Origin of the sequence: Micromonospora sp. 067-2, assembly GCF_046549295.1 — a bacterium.
Taxonomy (GTDB): Bacteria; Actinomycetota; Actinomycetes; order Mycobacteriales; family Micromonosporaceae; genus Micromonospora.
The window spans coordinates 103,027-118,383 of the sequence record NZ_JAJPWB010000012.1 but is presented as its reverse complement, the minus strand read 5'-3'; the positions used below and the strand labels follow the sequence as shown (position 1 = coordinate 118,383).

Genomic DNA, 15,357 nt, shown 5'->3' with positions numbered 1-15,357 from the left:
GTGACCCCGGACGACGGGCCGTCGAACGACCTGGCGAATCAGTCGTCGTTGGTGATGGTGCCCGTTGCGAGCGGATCGGCCAGCCGTAGGCCGGGTACGCCGGCGACCAGCAGGGTCAGCTTCTCGTCCGACTCCCGCTTCCGGTCACCGCGCACGGTCACCGGGAACGTGACCGAGGTCTGCCCGGCCGCCAGCACCTTGCAGCCGGCGTACGGGTCGAAGTCCGACCCTGCCTGCGCGGTGCCGCCGACGGTGGCGGCGCAGAGCAGCACCGGCTGGGACAGCGGGCGGGACACGGTGGCGGTTAAGGCGAGCTGCCTGCTGCCCTGATCGCCCTCGACCACCGTCGCGTCGGCCACGGTCAGCGACGCCCGGGACCGGAACCGGGCCACCTGCGGGTCGTGGTCGCTGGAACCGCGCGACCCGTCGCCGGAAAACTCCGCCGGCCAGTCGGCGTTGACGTGCGCCGCCCGCACCTGCACCAGGTCGCCGTAGAGCGCGTCGTTGACGAACAGGTGGTCGAGCGTCTGCGCCTGCCCCTCGAAGCTGTACGAGTAGGCGGAGGCCGGCACGTCCGCGACCAGGTTGTCCCACAGGTTGTGCAGGCCCGCCTCGTAGAGCGGGGCCAACTGGTCCGACGGGGTCGGCTGGTCGCCGGTGGCGATGGGATCGTCCGGGCGGGGAAAGACGTTGAGGTCCCCGCCGTAGACCACCCTGGCGTTCTGGTCGGCCGCCTCGATCGCCGTGACGATCGCCGCGCCGTATGTGGCCTGCTCCCGACGCTGCCCGATCCGGCTGTCCGGGCCCGAGGAATAGTGGTTGCTGAGCGCGTACAGGGTGAACCGCTCGGACGAGCCGGGGGCCGCGGCCACGGTGAACCTGCCCAACTGGGGAGCGCGGGTGAAGACGTTGTTCCCGTCCTTACCGGTCGAGGTGTCCACGTCGGACGGCAGCACCGCATTGAGTGCCTTCGGGTTCTGCACGTCGGCGTTCGCCGGCAGCCCCGCCGCGCGGTACCGCACGGTCGGCACCGAGCCCAGCAGCGGGTCGTTCGCCGCCGCGGCCGCCAACGACAGACGGTCGGTGCGGTACAGGAAGGCGGCGGTGATACCGCGGGCGTCCGCGCCGGTCCGGTCATAGGCAGCGGCGTACGCCGGCCCGCCGGCCGCAGCCACCGCGACCGCCAACTCCTGGATGCTGTCCGGCGCGCCGTCGGCGTTGTTCGTGTCGCCGCAGACCAACGCCGCCCCGGACACCGTGCAGATGTCCTGGTCCTCGGCCTCCTGCACCAGGATCAGGTCCGGTGCGTGCAGATCGGAGACGATCTGGTCGGCGAGCGCGGTGAGGTGTTCGCGGTAGTCGGCCTCGCTGCTCGGCACATAGTCGAACGGCGGTTGCACGCCGGGGCAGCCGGCGTTACCGGCGAAGTCGCAGCCGTCGAACGGGTCGTCCCGGTAGTCGTACAGGTTCTCCACGTTGTAGGTGGCGACCGCCACCTCCTGCGACCGGTCGGCCGGCTTCGGCGGGTTGTTCTTCGACGGGTCGGCCCCGGCGTCGAACTCCGCACGCTCGACCTGGACGCCGTACTTCTCGAACGAGTAGTAGACCCCGCCCACCGTGTCCGCGCGCAGCGTGTCGAAGGTGTGTGCCGGCGGGAGCAGCGCGGTGCTGTCCCCGGCGGTGGCCTTCACGCCCATGCTGCCCAGCAGCACCCGCTGGCCGTTGCCGTCGTCGAAACGACGGGTCGGGTCGTTGTCCAGCGGGTGCGAGTCCCGGAACACCCGTCGGGCGTACGGGTCGGCGCGGTCCAGCAGCGGGTCGTCCCGGTCGACCACCCACAGCTCCGCGTCGGCCGTGGAGGCGAAGACGTCCCGGCCGCTCACCGCGCCGCTGCCCGCGCGTACCCGCAGCCGGGCACCCTCGTGCCGCTCCCAGAAGCGCTGGGCGTCGGTCAGCTGCACCGGCGGTACCGCGTCGGTCACCGCGACCGCGCTGTCCACGTCCAGGCCGGTGGCGACTCGGCGGACCAGCGAGGCACCGGAGAGCTGGGTCAGGGTGAAGTATTCCGAGACCCGGGCGCGGAGCACCACCTCGTCGCCCACCGTCGGCACGTAACCGCCGATCAGGGAGGTGAACGTGCCCAGGAACACGAAGATGCCGTCGGAACTGGTCGGATCGCCGTCGGTGTCGCCGGTGCGGCTCTGCAGGAAGAACCCGTGCTGCTCCGCCCCCGTCGAGGTGCGGGCCAGGGTCAGCTGGGTGATCACGCCGCGTACGTCGTACAGCGTGCTGCTGGTGCCGTTGCCGCTCGCCGGTGCGAGCGGCGACCGGTCGGCCGGGCCGGACTCGTCGTCAGTGGTGCTGCCCTGCACCTCGCCGACGGTCAGCTCCCGGGTCACCTGCACGACCAACGCGCAGCTGGCGGTGCCACCGCCGGCATCGGTCGCGGTGACGGTGACGGTGTACGCCCCGGCGGCCAGATCGGCGCTCGCGCCGACCGTGGCGCGGGCCGTGCCGCCCAGCCCGTCGGCGGGGGTGAGCGCGGTGCGGCTGATCGAGCCGGTGGCCGGCGTCGGGCTGACCGCCGTGACCGCCAGGTCGACGATCGTGTCGTCGGGGTCGGTGGCGGTGACCTCGCGGGTCGCCGCCGTGCCCGAAGCGGTGACCAGCGGCCCGCCGCAGGTCAGCGTGGCCGGCGTGTCGACCGGTCCGCCGCCGTCCACCGTGTGCGTGCCGAGCCCGTCGAACGTGTCGACCGGGAAGCCGGCCCACTGGGTGGCCGGGTCGAACGCGTCCGACGGGTCGGTGTCGCCGCCGGTCACCGTCGGCAGCCGACGCAGGGTGTTGTCCGCGGTGCTGGTGGCGCCCGCGCCCCACTCGGTTCCCGGGTCGACGCCCACCTGACCGATCGAGTCGAGCACAGTGGTGCCCCGGCGCAGCACGATCGCGTCGTCGCCGTTGAACAGGCTCGCCCCGGTGGTCTGGTCGGCCTGGGCGATGATCGCCGGGCCGGCCGAGGCGCTGGCGAACACGAACACGTCGCCGGCCGCCACCGACCCGGTCAGCGCGATCGTGGTGGCCGTGCTGGAGCCGTTGAAGAACAGCTGGAGCTGGTAGCCGCCGCCGGTGAGGTCGACGGAGTCGCCGGTGCCGTTGAACAGCTCCAGCGCCTTGTTGTTCGACGAACCCTCGACGTACTCCGAGATGAACAGGTCGGTGGGCGCGGCGCTTGCCGCGGTGGGTGCGACACCGATCGCCGTGATGGTCACGGCGGCGGTGGCGGTCGCGAGCGCGGCGATGGTGCGGCGCGGGCGCATAGGGCCTCCACGATGGGTGGATGGGAGTCACCGCACGTTAAGGTGCGCGACTGTCCACCGTCCATCCCCAAGTGGACACTTGCGTGAATTCCCTCAGCGGGGCGGATCGAGGCGGTGCACCAGCTCGGCGATGTCGACGCTGTATTCGCACCAGTCCCGGTCGGGCCGGTAGCCCAGCTCGGCGTTGACCTTGAGCATCGCCTCGTTGGCCTGAGCGTTCCAGGTCTGCACCTCGGCCAGCTCCGCCTCCGCGGAACGCAGCTCCAGCAGCATCCGGGCCTTGATCGCCCGGTCGATGCCGTAGCCGCGGTGGTCCTGCGCGACGATGGTGTCGTACTGGTCGGCGCGCGTCGGGTGCTGTGCCGGCACCACCACCTCGGTCAGGCCGGCCACCTCGCCGCTCTGCTCGTGTCGGGCCAGCACGATGTACGGTTTCATGCCCCGCCGGTGCAGCGTGTCGAGGCTGTCCCGCAGCCGCTGCGGGTCGTACGAGCTGGGTCGCAGCTCACTGTCGTCGACGTCGCGCACCTCGGCCTTGGCCCGCGCGTACGCCTCGATCAGGTCGTCCGGCGGCCCGCCGGGAAAGAACTCCAGGTGGTAACCCGCTCCGATGCCGGTGGCCATCTCGGCCAGCTCGGCCCAGTCGACCGTGGTCAGGTCGAGCACGCTGCGCGTCTCCACGTACTCCCGGGTGAAGCCCAGCGACTCGTAGAAGGCCACCGCCGGCGTGTCGCCGACCACCTCCACCCCGATCGACTGGAAACCCTCCTGGTAGACCCGGCGGGCGGCACGCAGCACCAGGTCACGACCGAGGCCGCTGCGCCGCACGGACGGGTGCACCAGCACCTCGAGCACGCCGATGTCACCGAGGAGCAGCACATGGACCTGCCCGAGGACCGCGCCCGGCTCGCCGGGGTCGGTCGGCTCGGCCTGGGCGACCCAGGAGATCCGCCGTTCGCCGGGCATCACCTCGGCCAGGTACTCCCGCAGGGAGGTCTCCCGCCACGGCGGGTCCTGCGGCAGATCGACCGCCAAGACCGCGTTCAGCGTGTCCAGCAGCGACGCGATCTCGGCGGACGACGCGGTCCTGGGGTCCCACTCGCGCACCATCACTCGTCTAGCTTGCCGCTAACGGGTGCCCGGGGGAAGTGTCCAGTTCTCTAATGTACTTGGACGATCACTTCACGTGCGGCTGGCCCGTCCGTACCGATTTGCGTTGTCGAAGACGTCCTGGGCGTACCGGCGCACGTCGTTGTACGACAGGATCGCGTTCCACCAGTCGCCCGCGATGCTCAGGTTGCGGCCGCCCTTGCACAGGTAGTTGCCCGCCGCCAGCGCGGCGTCGTCCAGGTCGTGCGGGTCCTTGACCCCGTCGTTGTCCGCGTCCGCGCCGATCTCCTGCCAGGTGGTCGGGATGAACTGCATCGGCCCGATCGCCCGGTCGAAGGTCGTGTCCCTGTCGAGCAGCCCGCGGTCGGTGTCGATGATCCGCATCCGGCCGCCCTGCCCGTCCAGCGGCAGACCGATGATCTGCGGCAGCGCCTTGCCGTCCTGTCCCAGCCGCGCGCCGTTGGCGGAGCCGTGCCCGGACTCGACCTGCCCGATCGCGGCCAGCGTGGTCCAGCTCAGCGCGCAGCTGCGGTTGGTCTGGGCGAGCACCAACTCGGCGTAGCCGTACGCCTGCATGGCCGCCGGGGGGACGCCGACCTTGGCGCCGACCTGCTGAGCCCAGCCGGCCAGGGCATCCGAGGGCCGTCCACCGCCGGCCGGCCCGGTCGGCAGACCACCGGTCGGCAGCGGCCCCGTGGGTAGTGGCCCGGTCGGGAGTGGCCCGGTCGGGAGCGGTCCGGTGGGAAGCGGTCCGCTCGGCAGCGGTCCCCCGCCGGGCAGGCCGGTGGGGGAGCCGGGCGGAACGTTCGCGTTCGGTCCGGCGGAGGCGTCGACCGCGACCGGCCGGGGGGAGCGGACGGCTGCCGGGACCAGCAGTGCGCCGGCCGCGGCGGTCGCGGCCACCAGGGCGAGCAGGAAGACCCCGGGCAGGGTGAGTCGACCGCTGGGCCGGCGGGCCCAGGCGCGGGTCGCCCGGGCCGCGGTCGCCGCCGCCTGGCGCGGCGGTGGCAGGCGGACCGCGTGCGCGAACGGCATCCGTCGTCGCCGCCCGCCGTCGGAGTCCGGCACGGCGGCAGTGGCAGAGCCCGTGTCGGTGGCTGTCGCGGTGCCGTCCACGGTGGTCGCCGTCGGATCCGCCACGGTGGCGTCGGTTGACGTTGCGGCCGTCGGGTCAGCGGCCGTCGGCTCGGTGCTCGGCCCCTCGGCCGGCTCCCGTGCTGCCGTTTCGGCAGCCGGAGCATCGGTCTTCGGAGCATCGGCCTTCGGGGTGGCGGCCTCCTGGTCGGCCGCGGCCGGATCGGGTTCTCCGGGGTCGGTCGGCTTCGCTGCGGGAGTGTCCGCTGAGGGGGTGGCTGTGTCGGTGGCCCGGCCGCTCAGCCAGGGGCGCCGAGGTCGGGGCACGGCTCGTGGCGCCGGGTCCGGCGCGGCCCCCGACCCGCCCAGCGGGCTCTCCAACGGCGCCGCCGGGCGTAGCGGTCGTACCCGCGTCTGGTCCTCGCCGTCCACCACCCGTCGAGTATTACCCATGACCCGTCGGGCGTCAGGTCCACGTACCCTGGGTGCCATGCCCAGGTACGAGTTCCGCTGCCGCGCCTGCGGCGACACTTTCGAGGTCAACCGCCCGATGGCGGCGGCCGGTGCGCCGGCCGCCTGCCCGCAGGGACACGCCGACACGGTCAAGCTGCTTTCCGCGGTCGCCATGACCGGCCGGGGAGGGGGCGGCGCGGGAGGCAGCACCTCGGCTCCCGCCGGGGGTGGCTGCTGCGGCGGCGCCTGCGGCTGCTGATCCGCGGGGTTTCGCGACCGCCTGGTGGGCCACCCTTGCCGGGACCGGGTCCGAGTGGCACCTTGAGGCGGCACCTGCCCGGCCGTTCTCACGATGTGTGATCGCTCGGACTCAGGCAGCATGAACCCGACGTCACGGGCGGAGGTTCCACGCATGTCGCCACGGATCCAGCTCCCGAGCGGTTGGGTGACCTTCGTGTTCACCGACATCGAGGGCTCGACCCGGCTGGCCCAGTTGCTCGGCCCGGATTACCGCCCGGTGCTCGCCGAACACCGACGGCTGCTGCGCCGGACGTTGGCCGGCACCGGTGGTGCGGAGTTGCTGACCGAGGGCGACTCGTTCTTCCTGGCCTTCGACGACGCGGCGGCGGCGTTGACCGCCTGCCTGACCGCCCAGCGGGCTCTGGCCAACCACGACTGGCCCACAGTGGAGGCGGCACCACGGGTGCGGATGGGTCTGCACACCGGCTATGCCGAGCCGCGCGACGGGGAGTACGCCAGCCACGAGGTGCACCGGGCGGCCCGGGTGGCCGCCGCCGCCCACGGCGGGCAGGTGCTCTGTTCGGCGTCCACCGCCCGACTGGCGGACCCACTGCCGCCCGGCGCCACCCTGCTCGATCTCGGCCTGCACCGGTTGCGTGGCTTCGACGACCGGGAGCGCCTGTTCCAACTTGTCGCGCCCGGGCTGGAGCGGCAGTTTCCCAGACCGCGTACCGCCGACGCGGTGGCGCACAACCTGCCGACCCAGGTGACCTCGTTCGTTGGCCGACAGGCCGAGCGGGCTGAGCTGGGGCGGCTGGTGGAGGGCCACCGGCTGGTCACCGTGCTGGGCGCCGGTGGTGCGGGCAAGACCCGGCTCGCGGTGGAGCTGGCCTGCGGGGTGGTCGAGGCGTACCCGGACGGGGTCTGGTTCGTCGACATCGCCGCGGTGACCGACCCGGGGTTGGTGGCGTTCGCCATGGCCGCGGTGCTCGGCCTGCGACCCGAGCCGGGCCGACCGATGCTGGACACCCTGGTCGAGTACGCGGCCGCCCGCCGGATGCTGGTCGTGCTGGACACCTGCGACACGCAGCCGTCCGCCTGCGCCGAGGTCATCTCGCGGCTGCTCTCCGGCGGGGAGGGCGTGCGGGTGTTGGCGACCAGCAGGGAGTCGTTCAGCCTGCCTGGTGAGGTGGTGTGGCGTATCCCGCCACTCTCGGTCGAACCACGCGCGGACGGCGCGGAGAGCGACGCGGTGGCGCTGTTGCTCGACCGTACGGCGGCGGCGCGCGGCGGCCGACCGCCGGACCCGACCGAGTCGGCGGATCTGCGCCGGGTGGTGCAGCGGCTGGACGGGCTGCCGCTCGCCATCGAGCTTGCCGCCGCGAGGCTGCGGGTGCTCTCCGTCGGTCAGCTCGCCGAGCGGCTGGACGACGTGCTCGGCACGCTGGACGCCGGGCGGGAGGACCCCGAGCCGCCCCCGGTGGAGCGGGGCTGGTCGGGCAATCAACAGGACACCGTGGACCTGGTGGCGGCGGCGGCCGGGATGTCACCGCCCACCGCGGCGAGCAGGGCGGTGCACCGCTCGGCCACCGAGCGGCACCTGACCATGCAGGCCACCGTCACGTGGTCGTACCGGACGTTGGGGCCCCGGGCCGCCCGGCTGCTGCGCTGGCTGGCGGTCTTCGCCGGGCCGGTGGACCTGGCGACCGTGGAGTGGCTGCTGGGCGACGACCCGCTGGATCCGCTCTCGGTGCTGGTCGACAAGTCGATGGTGCTGGCCGAGCCTCGTGCTGCCGGCAGCACCTACCGGATGCTCGACCCGATCCGCGCCTACGCCGCGCGGCGGCTGGCCGAGGCGGGCGAGGAGCAGGCTGCGCGTAACCGACATGTGGCCTGGTCGGCGCACGCGTTGGAGCGGGCTCGTCTGGGCCCGGACGGTGGACCGGTGACGCTCTCGCTGTACGCCCTCGACCCGCTGGCCGGGGAGCTGCGGGCCGCGCTGCGCTGGTGCGCCACGGGCGGTAGCGCCCGCGCCGGCCTCGGTCTGGCCGGTGGCCTGGACCAGTGGTGGCGCGAGCGTGGGCTGGCCCGGGAGGGCCGGCTCTGGCTGTTCCGGTTGTACGGGAGGATCGCCGAGACCGGCGAGCGGATTCCGGAGGCGGAACTGGCGGCGGCGTACCACATGCATTCGCTGCACGCCGGCGCGGACGGTGAGTTCGCCGAGGAGCTGCGGTTCTCGCAACGCGCGGAGGCGGCCGCCCGGCAGGCCGGGAACGCCGGGCTGCTGGCCCGGGTGCTCGCCGGGCGGGCGGCGCCGCTCGTCGACATGGGCCAGTTCGTCGAGGCCGAGCGGGTGTGCCGGGAGGTCATCGACTGGGCGCATGGGCAGGACGTGGTCGGCGAGGCGCTGTTCGCGGTGTTCAGCCTGGCCGAGTTGCTGTGGCGCCGGGGCGCGTTGGCGGAGGCGGCGGATCTGTTGGGGGCGGTGCGCCCGGTGGAGGCGGCCCGGCCGGTGGAGCGGGGCCGGCGTTCGGTGGACATGCTGCTCGGCATGGTGGCGCTGGCGCGGGGCGATGTGATCGCCGCGCACGAGCACCTGTTGGCGGCGCTGCGTTCCCGGATGGGCCACGGCTACCACGGTCGGGCGTGCGACACGCTGAACGCGATCGCGGTGCGCTGTGCGGCGGGCGGGGACCGGCTGACCGCCGCCCGGCTGTTCGGGGCCGCGCAGGCCACCCGGGCCAGCATGCGGGCCACACCGGGGATCTACGGTGGCTACTGGGCCAACGAGCAGGCGAAGCTGCGGGCGACGCTGGGCGACGTGGCCTTCGACGACGCGTACGGCGAGGGCGCCGAGTTGGGGTTGGACGAGGCTGCGGCGCTGGCGCTCGACGTGGAGCACCCGGACCTGGCGGCGGATTCGACCCGGTTCAGCACGGGCCTGTCCCGGCCGGCACCACGCCGTCCCGCCGACCCGGACCGCCACCCAGCCACCCAGAGAACCGAACGAGCCTGAAACCACCCCACCCACCCCACGGGTTGATCATGAGGTTGACGGCAGTGTTGGAGATCATCCAACGCCAACCTCATGATCAACCGGCTGGAGCGGGCGGGGTGGGTGGGTGGGGGTGCCGGTTCGGTTTAGTGGGCGGCGGCGCGGCGTTCGGCGTCGGCCTTCATTCGGGCGGCGCGGTCGATGTCGGCCTGCTGCACTGCCGCTACCGATCCGAAGATGCTGACCGCCTGGTAGTAGGTCCAGGCGAGGCTGTAGCAGGCCGGCCGGACGACCGCGTTGTACGTGGCGCAGACCCGCTTCAGGTCCTCGTAGAAGGCGCTGTCCAGGCGGGACTTGTTGGCGCTGAACTGGCCGACGGACTTGTAGTTGCGGTAGCCGAAGTCGTGTCGGTAGCAGCCCAGGTTGAAGGTGAACCCGAGGGGGTTGTCCGGGCTCGACGAGCAGTAGTCGGTGGACCAGTCGAAGGCGTAGTCGGCCCAGGGTGCCCGGTTGACTCGGGCGCTGTTCCAGGAGTTGTAGCTGGACGCGCTGGTCTGGGTCCAGCTGGAGAGCACGGACAGCCGCTGTTGGGGGGTGGCGGCGGTGGCGGGGGATGCGACGGCGACGGTGGCGAGCAGCGCGAGCGCGCCCGAGGCGAACAGGGTGGCGAGACGTCGGGGCACGGGTTACCTCCGCGGGGGTGAGCGGGTGGGACGGAAGTTACCGGCGGGTTACCGGATGTCGATGAGTCTCGATCAACTGATCAACTTGTCGGTATGTGTCGCACCAACTATTGGTGACAGACGTTGAAACAGACGAATGCCCCGGATGCGCGGCGGCACCCGGGGCATCCGGCGAGGGTCGTACGTCAGCGCAGAACGAAGGCCGGCGGGCTGACCGGGCTCTCGTTGGCCAACCGGTCCAGAGCGGTCACCTGGTAGGTGTAGCGCTGGCCGGGCTCGGCCGAGGTGTCCACCCAGGACTGTTGCCGGCCGGGCGTGGCCCGGACCGTGTCGACCAGGTGCGCGGCGTCCGCGCCGGCACACCGGCCGGGCACCGTGGCGCCGTCGAACCGGTAGATCGCGTACGAGGTGGCGGTGCCCAGCGGCCCGACGCCGTCGGCCGGTTGGCGCCAGGTCAGCCGCACCCCGTCGGCCTCCCGCTCAGCCCTGGTGACGACCGGGAAGAGTAGTGGCTTGGCCGGCAGGTGCGGCATCGCGGGCACCAGGGCCGGGCGGGAGTAGTGCTCGGCGGCGTAGATGTCGGTGGCGCCGAGCCGGTTGGCCCGCACCTGGACGGCGGAGAAGTGCACGTTGCCCTGCACCTCCGGGTAGGCCCGGTTGAGCGTCAGGTGGTCGGACAGCTCGCGCGGGTTCTGCCAGAACGGCCCGTACGCCGGCTCGCCGCTCTTGTAGTCGGCCTGACCGATGTAGAGCTGCACACGGGTGCCGCGCACCGTCTCGGCCCACCACGGGACCAGCCGGGCGTAGTCGGCGGCCGGGTACTGACCGATGTACCAGTAGAGCTGCGGGACGATGTAGTCGATCCACTCCTGCTTGACCCACGTGCGGGTGTCGGCGGAGATGATGTCGTACGACTGGCTGCCGGTGGTGTCCGAGCCGAGCGGGTCGGCCGAGGCGTTGCGCCAGATGCCGAACGGGCTGACGCCGAACTTCACCCACGGCTTGGCCGCCTTGATCCTGCCGTTCATCTCCTGGATCAGCAGGTTGATGTTGTCCCGCCGCCAGTCCGCCCGATCGGTGAAACCCCGGTTGTACGCCGCGAACGTGGCATCGTCGGGCACCTGGTGGGTGCCGCTCGGGTACGGGTAGAAGTAGTCGTCGAAGTGCACGCCGTCGATGTCGTACCGGCTGACCGCGTCCATCATGGCGGTCTGGACGAACTCGCGTACCTCGGGGATGCCGGGGTTGTAGTAGAGCCGGCTGCCGGCGACCTCGGCCGGCGGGTAGGCGAAGGTCCAGTCGGGATGCTGCCGGGCGGGGTGGCCGGGGGCGAGCAGGTCGAGGTCCGCGCCGGCACCGCCGGGTGCCGGCATGGAGACACGGTACGGGTTGAACCAGGCGTGGAACTCCAGGTTGCGCCTGTGCGACTCCTCGACGAGGAAGGCCAGTGGATCCCAGCCGGGGTCCTGACCGCGTACCCCGGTCAGGTATTCCGACCAGGGCTCGTGGGGCGACGGCCAGAGCGCGTCGGCGGTCGGTCGGACCTGCACCACGACGGCGTTGTGGTGGAGTCGTTCGGCGAGGTCGAGGAGGCCACGGTACTCGGCCTGCTGGGCGGCGATCCGATCCGGGCTGGTCTGGGACGCCTTGCTGGGCCAGTCGATGTTGACGACCGACGAGATCCACATCGCCCGGAACTGCCGCTTCGGGGTGGCCGGATCGGTGGCGCAGGTGGCGGTGGTGGGGGCGCCGGCCGGGTCGGGCGCGGCGCTCGCGGGGGTGGCGGCGGCGAGCGTGCCGAGCAGGGCTGCGACCAGGCCGGCGGCTCCGAGCCGAGTTGCCTTCATGCGGTGTCCCTTCGGTGGGGCTCCCGGGTTGGTGAGGGGGCGACACATGCGGCAACATTCGCCGGAGGATTTCTGTCGCTGGAAGGAAATTTTCACACTCGGCGCGATCCCGCAAGGGTCCCGTGCGATTGACGGATCTCACTGCGGGGTAGCAGAGCTGGTCACCGGCCGCCACGGTGGTGGTCGCACGGTCTGAGGGGTGAGCGCATGTCCGTGCTGCGAACCAAACCAATCAAGGACGTGATAGCCCAGAGCGAGGCGGACGGCACGGACGGCCGGCTGGGGCTCAAGAAGCGACTCGGCGCGCTCGACCTCACCGGCTTCGGTATCGGCATCGTCATCGGTACGGGCATCTTCACGCTCACCGGGATCGAGGCCCGGGACAGCGCCGGACCGGGCGTGGTGATCTCCTTCGCCATCGCCTGCGTGGTCGCCCTGCTCGCCGCGCTCTGCTACGCCGAGCTGGCCTCCAGCGTGCCGACCGCCGGCAGCGCCTACACCTACGCGTACGCCACGATGGGCGAGATCGTCGCGTGGATCATCGGCTGGGATCTGCTGCTGGAGTTCGCGCTGGGCGCCGCGGTGGTGGCCCGTGGTTGGTCCGGCTACCTGGCCGAGCTGCTCGACCTGCCGACCCGCTGGTTCGGCGAGGAGGGCAGCACGGTCAACATCGGCGCGATCGCGATCGTGCTGATCCTCGGCGTCGTGGCGATCGTCGGCATCCGGGAGTCCGCCCGCATCACCAACCTGCTGGTGCTGGTCAAGGTCGCGATCTGCGTCTTCGTGGTGATCGCCGGGCTCTTCTTCGTCAAGGCCGCCAACCTCAGCCCGTTCGTCCCGCCGGCCGAGCCCGCGGGTGGTGGCGACGACGGCATCAAGCAGCCCGTCACGCAGGCGCTGTTCGGCTTGGAACCGTCGGTCTTCGGCTTCGTCGGGGTGCTCAGCGCCGCCGCCGTGGTCTTCTTCGCGTACACCGGTTTCGAGGCGGTGGCCAACCTGGGCGAGGAGACCCGCAAGCCCAAGCGGGACCTCACCCTGGGCCTGCTCGGCACGCTGCTGATCTCCACCGTGCTCTACATCGGCGTCTCGCTGGTGCTGGTGGGCATGGTGCCGTACACCGAGATCGACCGTGGCGCACCCATCGCGTCGGCCTTCGAGGCGGTCGGCGCCGGCTGGGCGGCCGTGCTCGTCTCCATCGCCGCCGTCGCCGGCCTGACCAGCGTCATCCTGGTCGACCTGGTGGCGATGGGTCGGATCGGTTTCGCCATCGCCCGGGACGGGTTGATCCCGCCCTCGATCGCGGCCGTGCACCCGCGCTGGGGCACCCCGTACCGCATCTCGGCGATCATGACGGTCGCGGTGGCGCTGCTGGCCGGCTTCCTGCCGCTGTCCGCGTTGGCCGACCTGGTCAGCATCGGCGCGCTCTGCGCGTTCGTGCTGGTCTCCGTCGCGGTGCCGATCCTGCGCCGCAAGCGCCCGGACCTGGAGCGGCCGTTCCGCGTGCCGTTCTCGCCGGTGCTGCCCATCGTCTCCGCGTTGGCCTGCTTCTATCTGATGCTCAACCTGTCGGTGGAGACCTGGCTGCGGTTCCTGGCCTGGATGCTGCTCGGCGCGGTGATCTACTTCGGCTACGGCTACCGGCGCAACCGGCTGGCCCGGCACGAGCCCGCCGTCGCCCCGGCTCCCCGCGAACCGGCCGCCGGCAGCTGAGCCCGGACGTCGGAAGGGCCCCGCGTGGGGCCCTTCCGACGGGTCAGGGGCGGGGCTGCGGAGTGCCCGTCGGGCCCTTGACTACCGGCTTGCCGTCGACCCAGGTCACCTCGTCCAGCCAGATCTGCCGACCGGGGTCGGTGCTGCCCTCCTGGCCGGGCGGCCAGGCGTGGTAGAGCAGCCAGGTCCGGCTGTCCTTGACCACCATCGAAGCGTGGCCGGGGCCGGAGGCGGCCTCGTTGCTCTTCAGGATCGGGTTCTCGGTGGCCTTCACGCACGGACCGGTCGGGCTCTCGCAGACCGCGTATCCCTCGGCGTACTCGGCCCGGTCGTAGGCGTTGGCCGCGAAGAAGAGCAGCAGCCGATTGTCCTGGCGGTGGAAGAACGGCCCCTCGATCAGGGTGCCCTCCCACGGCTCGGTCTGCTTGAGCAGCTTCGTCGGCTCACCGACCAGGGTCAGGCCGTCGTCGGCGAGGCGCTGCGACCAGAGCCAGGTGTCCACCCCGATCGCGTTGCCGTCGTTCTTCCACAGCAGCCACAGGCTGCCGTCGGTGTCCCGGTACGGGCTGGCGTCGATCGCCCCGCCCAGCTCGGCCTGGCAGATCAGCGGACCGGTCGAGTCGTCCCGGTACGGCCCCTGTGGCGCGCTGGCCACCGCCCGACCCACGCACTGCCGTCCGGACTCCCGGCCGGCGACGGTGTAGTAGAGCAGGAAACGGTCCGGAGCCAGCTCGATGGCCTCCGGCGCCCAGGTCTTGCCGGCGTCCGCCCAGTCCGGCAGTGCCGGCAGGGCGTCTCCGGCCTCGGTCCAGTCGACAAGGTCGGCCGAGGTGAGCACCGGGACGTTGCGGCCCCCCGAGTTGGTGGAGAACAGGTACCAGGTGTCGCCCACCTGGATGGCCTGCGGATCGGGGGCGTCGGTCTTCACGACGGGGTTGGTGAACATGCTGGGGTCGCTCCCGCTGCTCGTGGGGGTGGGTGCACTGCCGTCGGCGCAGCCCGCGACGAGCAACGCGGCGGCGAGGATCGCCGCCGCGCCGCATCGCCGGGTGGTTGCCCGGGTCATCCCTTCAGACCGCTGCGGGAGACACCCTGGATGATGTGCCGCTGGGCCAGCACGAACAGGATCAGCACCGGCAGGCTCGCCAGCACCGCTCCCGCCATGATCACCGGGTAGTCGGTGACGTACGAGCCCTGGAGCAGGCCCAGGCCGGGCGGAAGGGTGAGCTTCTCCGGGCTGAACAGCACGAAGATCGGCCAGAGGAAGTCGTTCCAGTTGGTGAGGAACGACAGCACCGCCAGGGTGGCGAGCGCCGGCTTGGACAACGGCAGTACGACCTTGAAGAAGATCTGCCACTGGTTGGCGCCGTCCAGCGTGGCGGCCTCCTCCAGCTCGTCGGGGAGCGAGAGGAAGAACTGCCGCAGGAAGAACACCCCGAACGCGCTCGCCGCGCCGGGCACCACCACCACGGCGAGGGTGTCGATCCAGTTGAGCTGGTCGACGATCAGGAAGTTCGGGATGATCAACGAGGTCGGCGGGATGAACAGCGTCCCGACGATCAGCGCGAAACTCACCCCGCGCCCCCGGAACTTCAACCGCGCCAGCGCGTACGCGGCCATCGAGGCGGTCACCAGCACCAGCAGCGAGTGCAGCGTGGCGGCCAGCATGCTGTTGAGGAACCAGCGCAGCACCGGGTTGGCCGTGTTGTTGAGGATCTGCTCGTAGCCGTAGCCCGCGATCGGGTTCGGCAGCCAGCTCGGCGGGATCTGCTGGGCGGCGGTGTAGGTCTTCAGCGAGGTGATGACCATCCACACCAGCGGCACCAGGAAGATCAGCGCCAGCGTCACCAGGGTGGCGTAGAGCCCGACCCGGCGCAGCGGAGATGGGGAGCCGCTCGTGGTCGGCGTGGGCGTCGTCATGGCGGTCC

Annotated in this window: 10 protein-coding genes; 3 read left to right on the top strand and 7 right to left on the bottom strand. The window is 71.9% G+C overall.

Annotated features, from left to right (window positions below; all coding sequences use genetic code 11):
- Positions 1-38 precede the first annotated feature (38 nt).
- The 3 genes from ACLJN9_RS27000 to ACLJN9_RS26990 form a co-directional block, all read right to left on the bottom strand.
- A complete protein-coding gene (locus ACLJN9_RS27000) occupies positions 39-3,317 on the bottom strand; it encodes a lamin tail domain-containing protein (protein WP_410814431.1) in 3,279 nt (1,092 codons plus the stop codon).
- Positions 3,318-3,410: 93 nt separating this feature from the next.
- Positions 3,411-4,427, bottom strand: coding sequence for a GNAT family N-acetyltransferase (locus ACLJN9_RS26995; protein WP_410814568.1), 1,017 nt, complete (start codon positions 4,425-4,427; stop codon positions 3,411-3,413).
- Positions 4,428-4,499: 72 nt separating this feature from the next.
- Positions 4,500-5,936, bottom strand: a complete 1,437-nt coding sequence (locus ACLJN9_RS26990; RefSeq protein ID WP_410814430.1) for a lytic murein transglycosylase — start codon at positions 5,934-5,936, stop codon at positions 4,500-4,502.
- Between the two features lie 55 nt (positions 5,937-5,991).
- Here ACLJN9_RS26990 and ACLJN9_RS26985 point away from each other — a divergent pair, with 55 nt between their 5' ends.
- Complete coding sequence (locus ACLJN9_RS26985) at positions 5,992-6,213, top strand: FmdB family zinc ribbon protein (protein WP_410814429.1); 222 nt, start codon at positions 5,992-5,994, stop codon at positions 6,211-6,213.
- Between the two features lie 153 nt (positions 6,214-6,366).
- Positions 6,367-9,210 (top strand): ATP-binding protein, encoded by a 2,844-nt coding sequence (locus tag ACLJN9_RS26980; RefSeq protein WP_410814428.1) that lies wholly within the window; start codon positions 6,367-6,369, stop codon positions 9,208-9,210.
- Between the two features lie 125 nt (positions 9,211-9,335).
- Here ACLJN9_RS26980 and ACLJN9_RS26975 read toward each other — a convergent pair whose 3' ends face one another.
- Positions 9,336-9,872, bottom strand: coding sequence for a phospholipase (locus tag ACLJN9_RS26975; RefSeq protein ID WP_410814427.1), 537 nt, complete (start codon positions 9,870-9,872; stop codon positions 9,336-9,338).
- A 185-nt stretch (positions 9,873-10,057) separates the two neighbouring features.
- Complete coding sequence (locus ACLJN9_RS26970; RefSeq protein WP_410814426.1) at positions 10,058-11,719, bottom strand: glycoside hydrolase family 10 protein; 1,662 nt, start codon at positions 11,717-11,719, stop codon at positions 10,058-10,060.
- 207 nt (positions 11,720-11,926) lie between these two features.
- On the opposite strand from ACLJN9_RS26970, the gene ACLJN9_RS26965 reads away from it, so the two are divergent.
- A complete protein-coding gene (locus ACLJN9_RS26965) occupies positions 11,927-13,429 on the top strand; it encodes an amino acid permease (RefSeq protein ID WP_410814425.1) in 1,503 nt (500 codons plus the stop codon).
- Between the two features lie 43 nt (positions 13,430-13,472).
- Here ACLJN9_RS26965 and ACLJN9_RS26960 read toward each other — a convergent pair whose 3' ends face one another.
- Together ACLJN9_RS26960 and ACLJN9_RS26955 are read right to left on the bottom strand one after the other, a co-directional pair.
- Positions 13,473-14,495 carry a glycoside hydrolase family 43 protein gene (locus ACLJN9_RS26960; RefSeq protein WP_410814424.1) on the bottom strand — a complete coding sequence of 341 codons (1,023 nt, stop codon included), beginning with the start codon at positions 14,493-14,495 and terminating at the stop codon, positions 13,473-13,475.
- Positions 14,492-15,349, bottom strand: a complete 858-nt coding sequence (locus ACLJN9_RS26955) for a carbohydrate ABC transporter permease (RefSeq protein ID WP_410814423.1) — start codon at positions 15,347-15,349, stop codon at positions 14,492-14,494. Before ACLJN9_RS26955 ends, ACLJN9_RS26960 begins: the two co-directional genes overlap by 4 nt.
- Positions 15,350-15,357: the final 8 nt, after the last annotated feature.

Coding starts and splice junctions, on each gene's coding strand:
- ACLJN9_RS26965 (WP_410814425.1), top strand. CDS start 11,927: ATGTCCGTGCTGCGAACCAAACCAATCAAGGACGTGATAGCCCAGAGC.
- ACLJN9_RS26985 (WP_410814429.1), top strand. CDS start 5,992: ATGCCCAGGTACGAGTTCCGCTGCCGCGCCTGCGGCGACACTTTCGAG.
- ACLJN9_RS26970 (WP_410814426.1), bottom strand. CDS start 11,719: ATGAAGGCAACTCGGCTCGGAGCCGCCGGCCTGGTCGCAGCCCTGCTC.
- ACLJN9_RS26960 (WP_410814424.1), bottom strand. CDS start 14,495: ATGACCCGGGCAACCACCCGGCGATGCGGCGCGGCGGCGATCCTCGCC.
- ACLJN9_RS26995 (WP_410814568.1), bottom strand. CDS start 4,427: ATGGTGCGCGAGTGGGACCCCAGGACCGCGTCGTCCGCCGAGATCGCG.
- ACLJN9_RS27000 (WP_410814431.1), bottom strand. CDS start 3,317: ATGCGCCCGCGCCGCACCATCGCCGCGCTCGCGACCGCCACCGCCGCC.
- ACLJN9_RS26980 (WP_410814428.1), top strand. CDS start 6,367: ATGTCGCCACGGATCCAGCTCCCGAGCGGTTGGGTGACCTTCGTGTTC.
- ACLJN9_RS26955 (WP_410814423.1), bottom strand. CDS start 15,349: ATGACGACGCCCACGCCGACCACGAGCGGCTCCCCATCTCCGCTGCGC.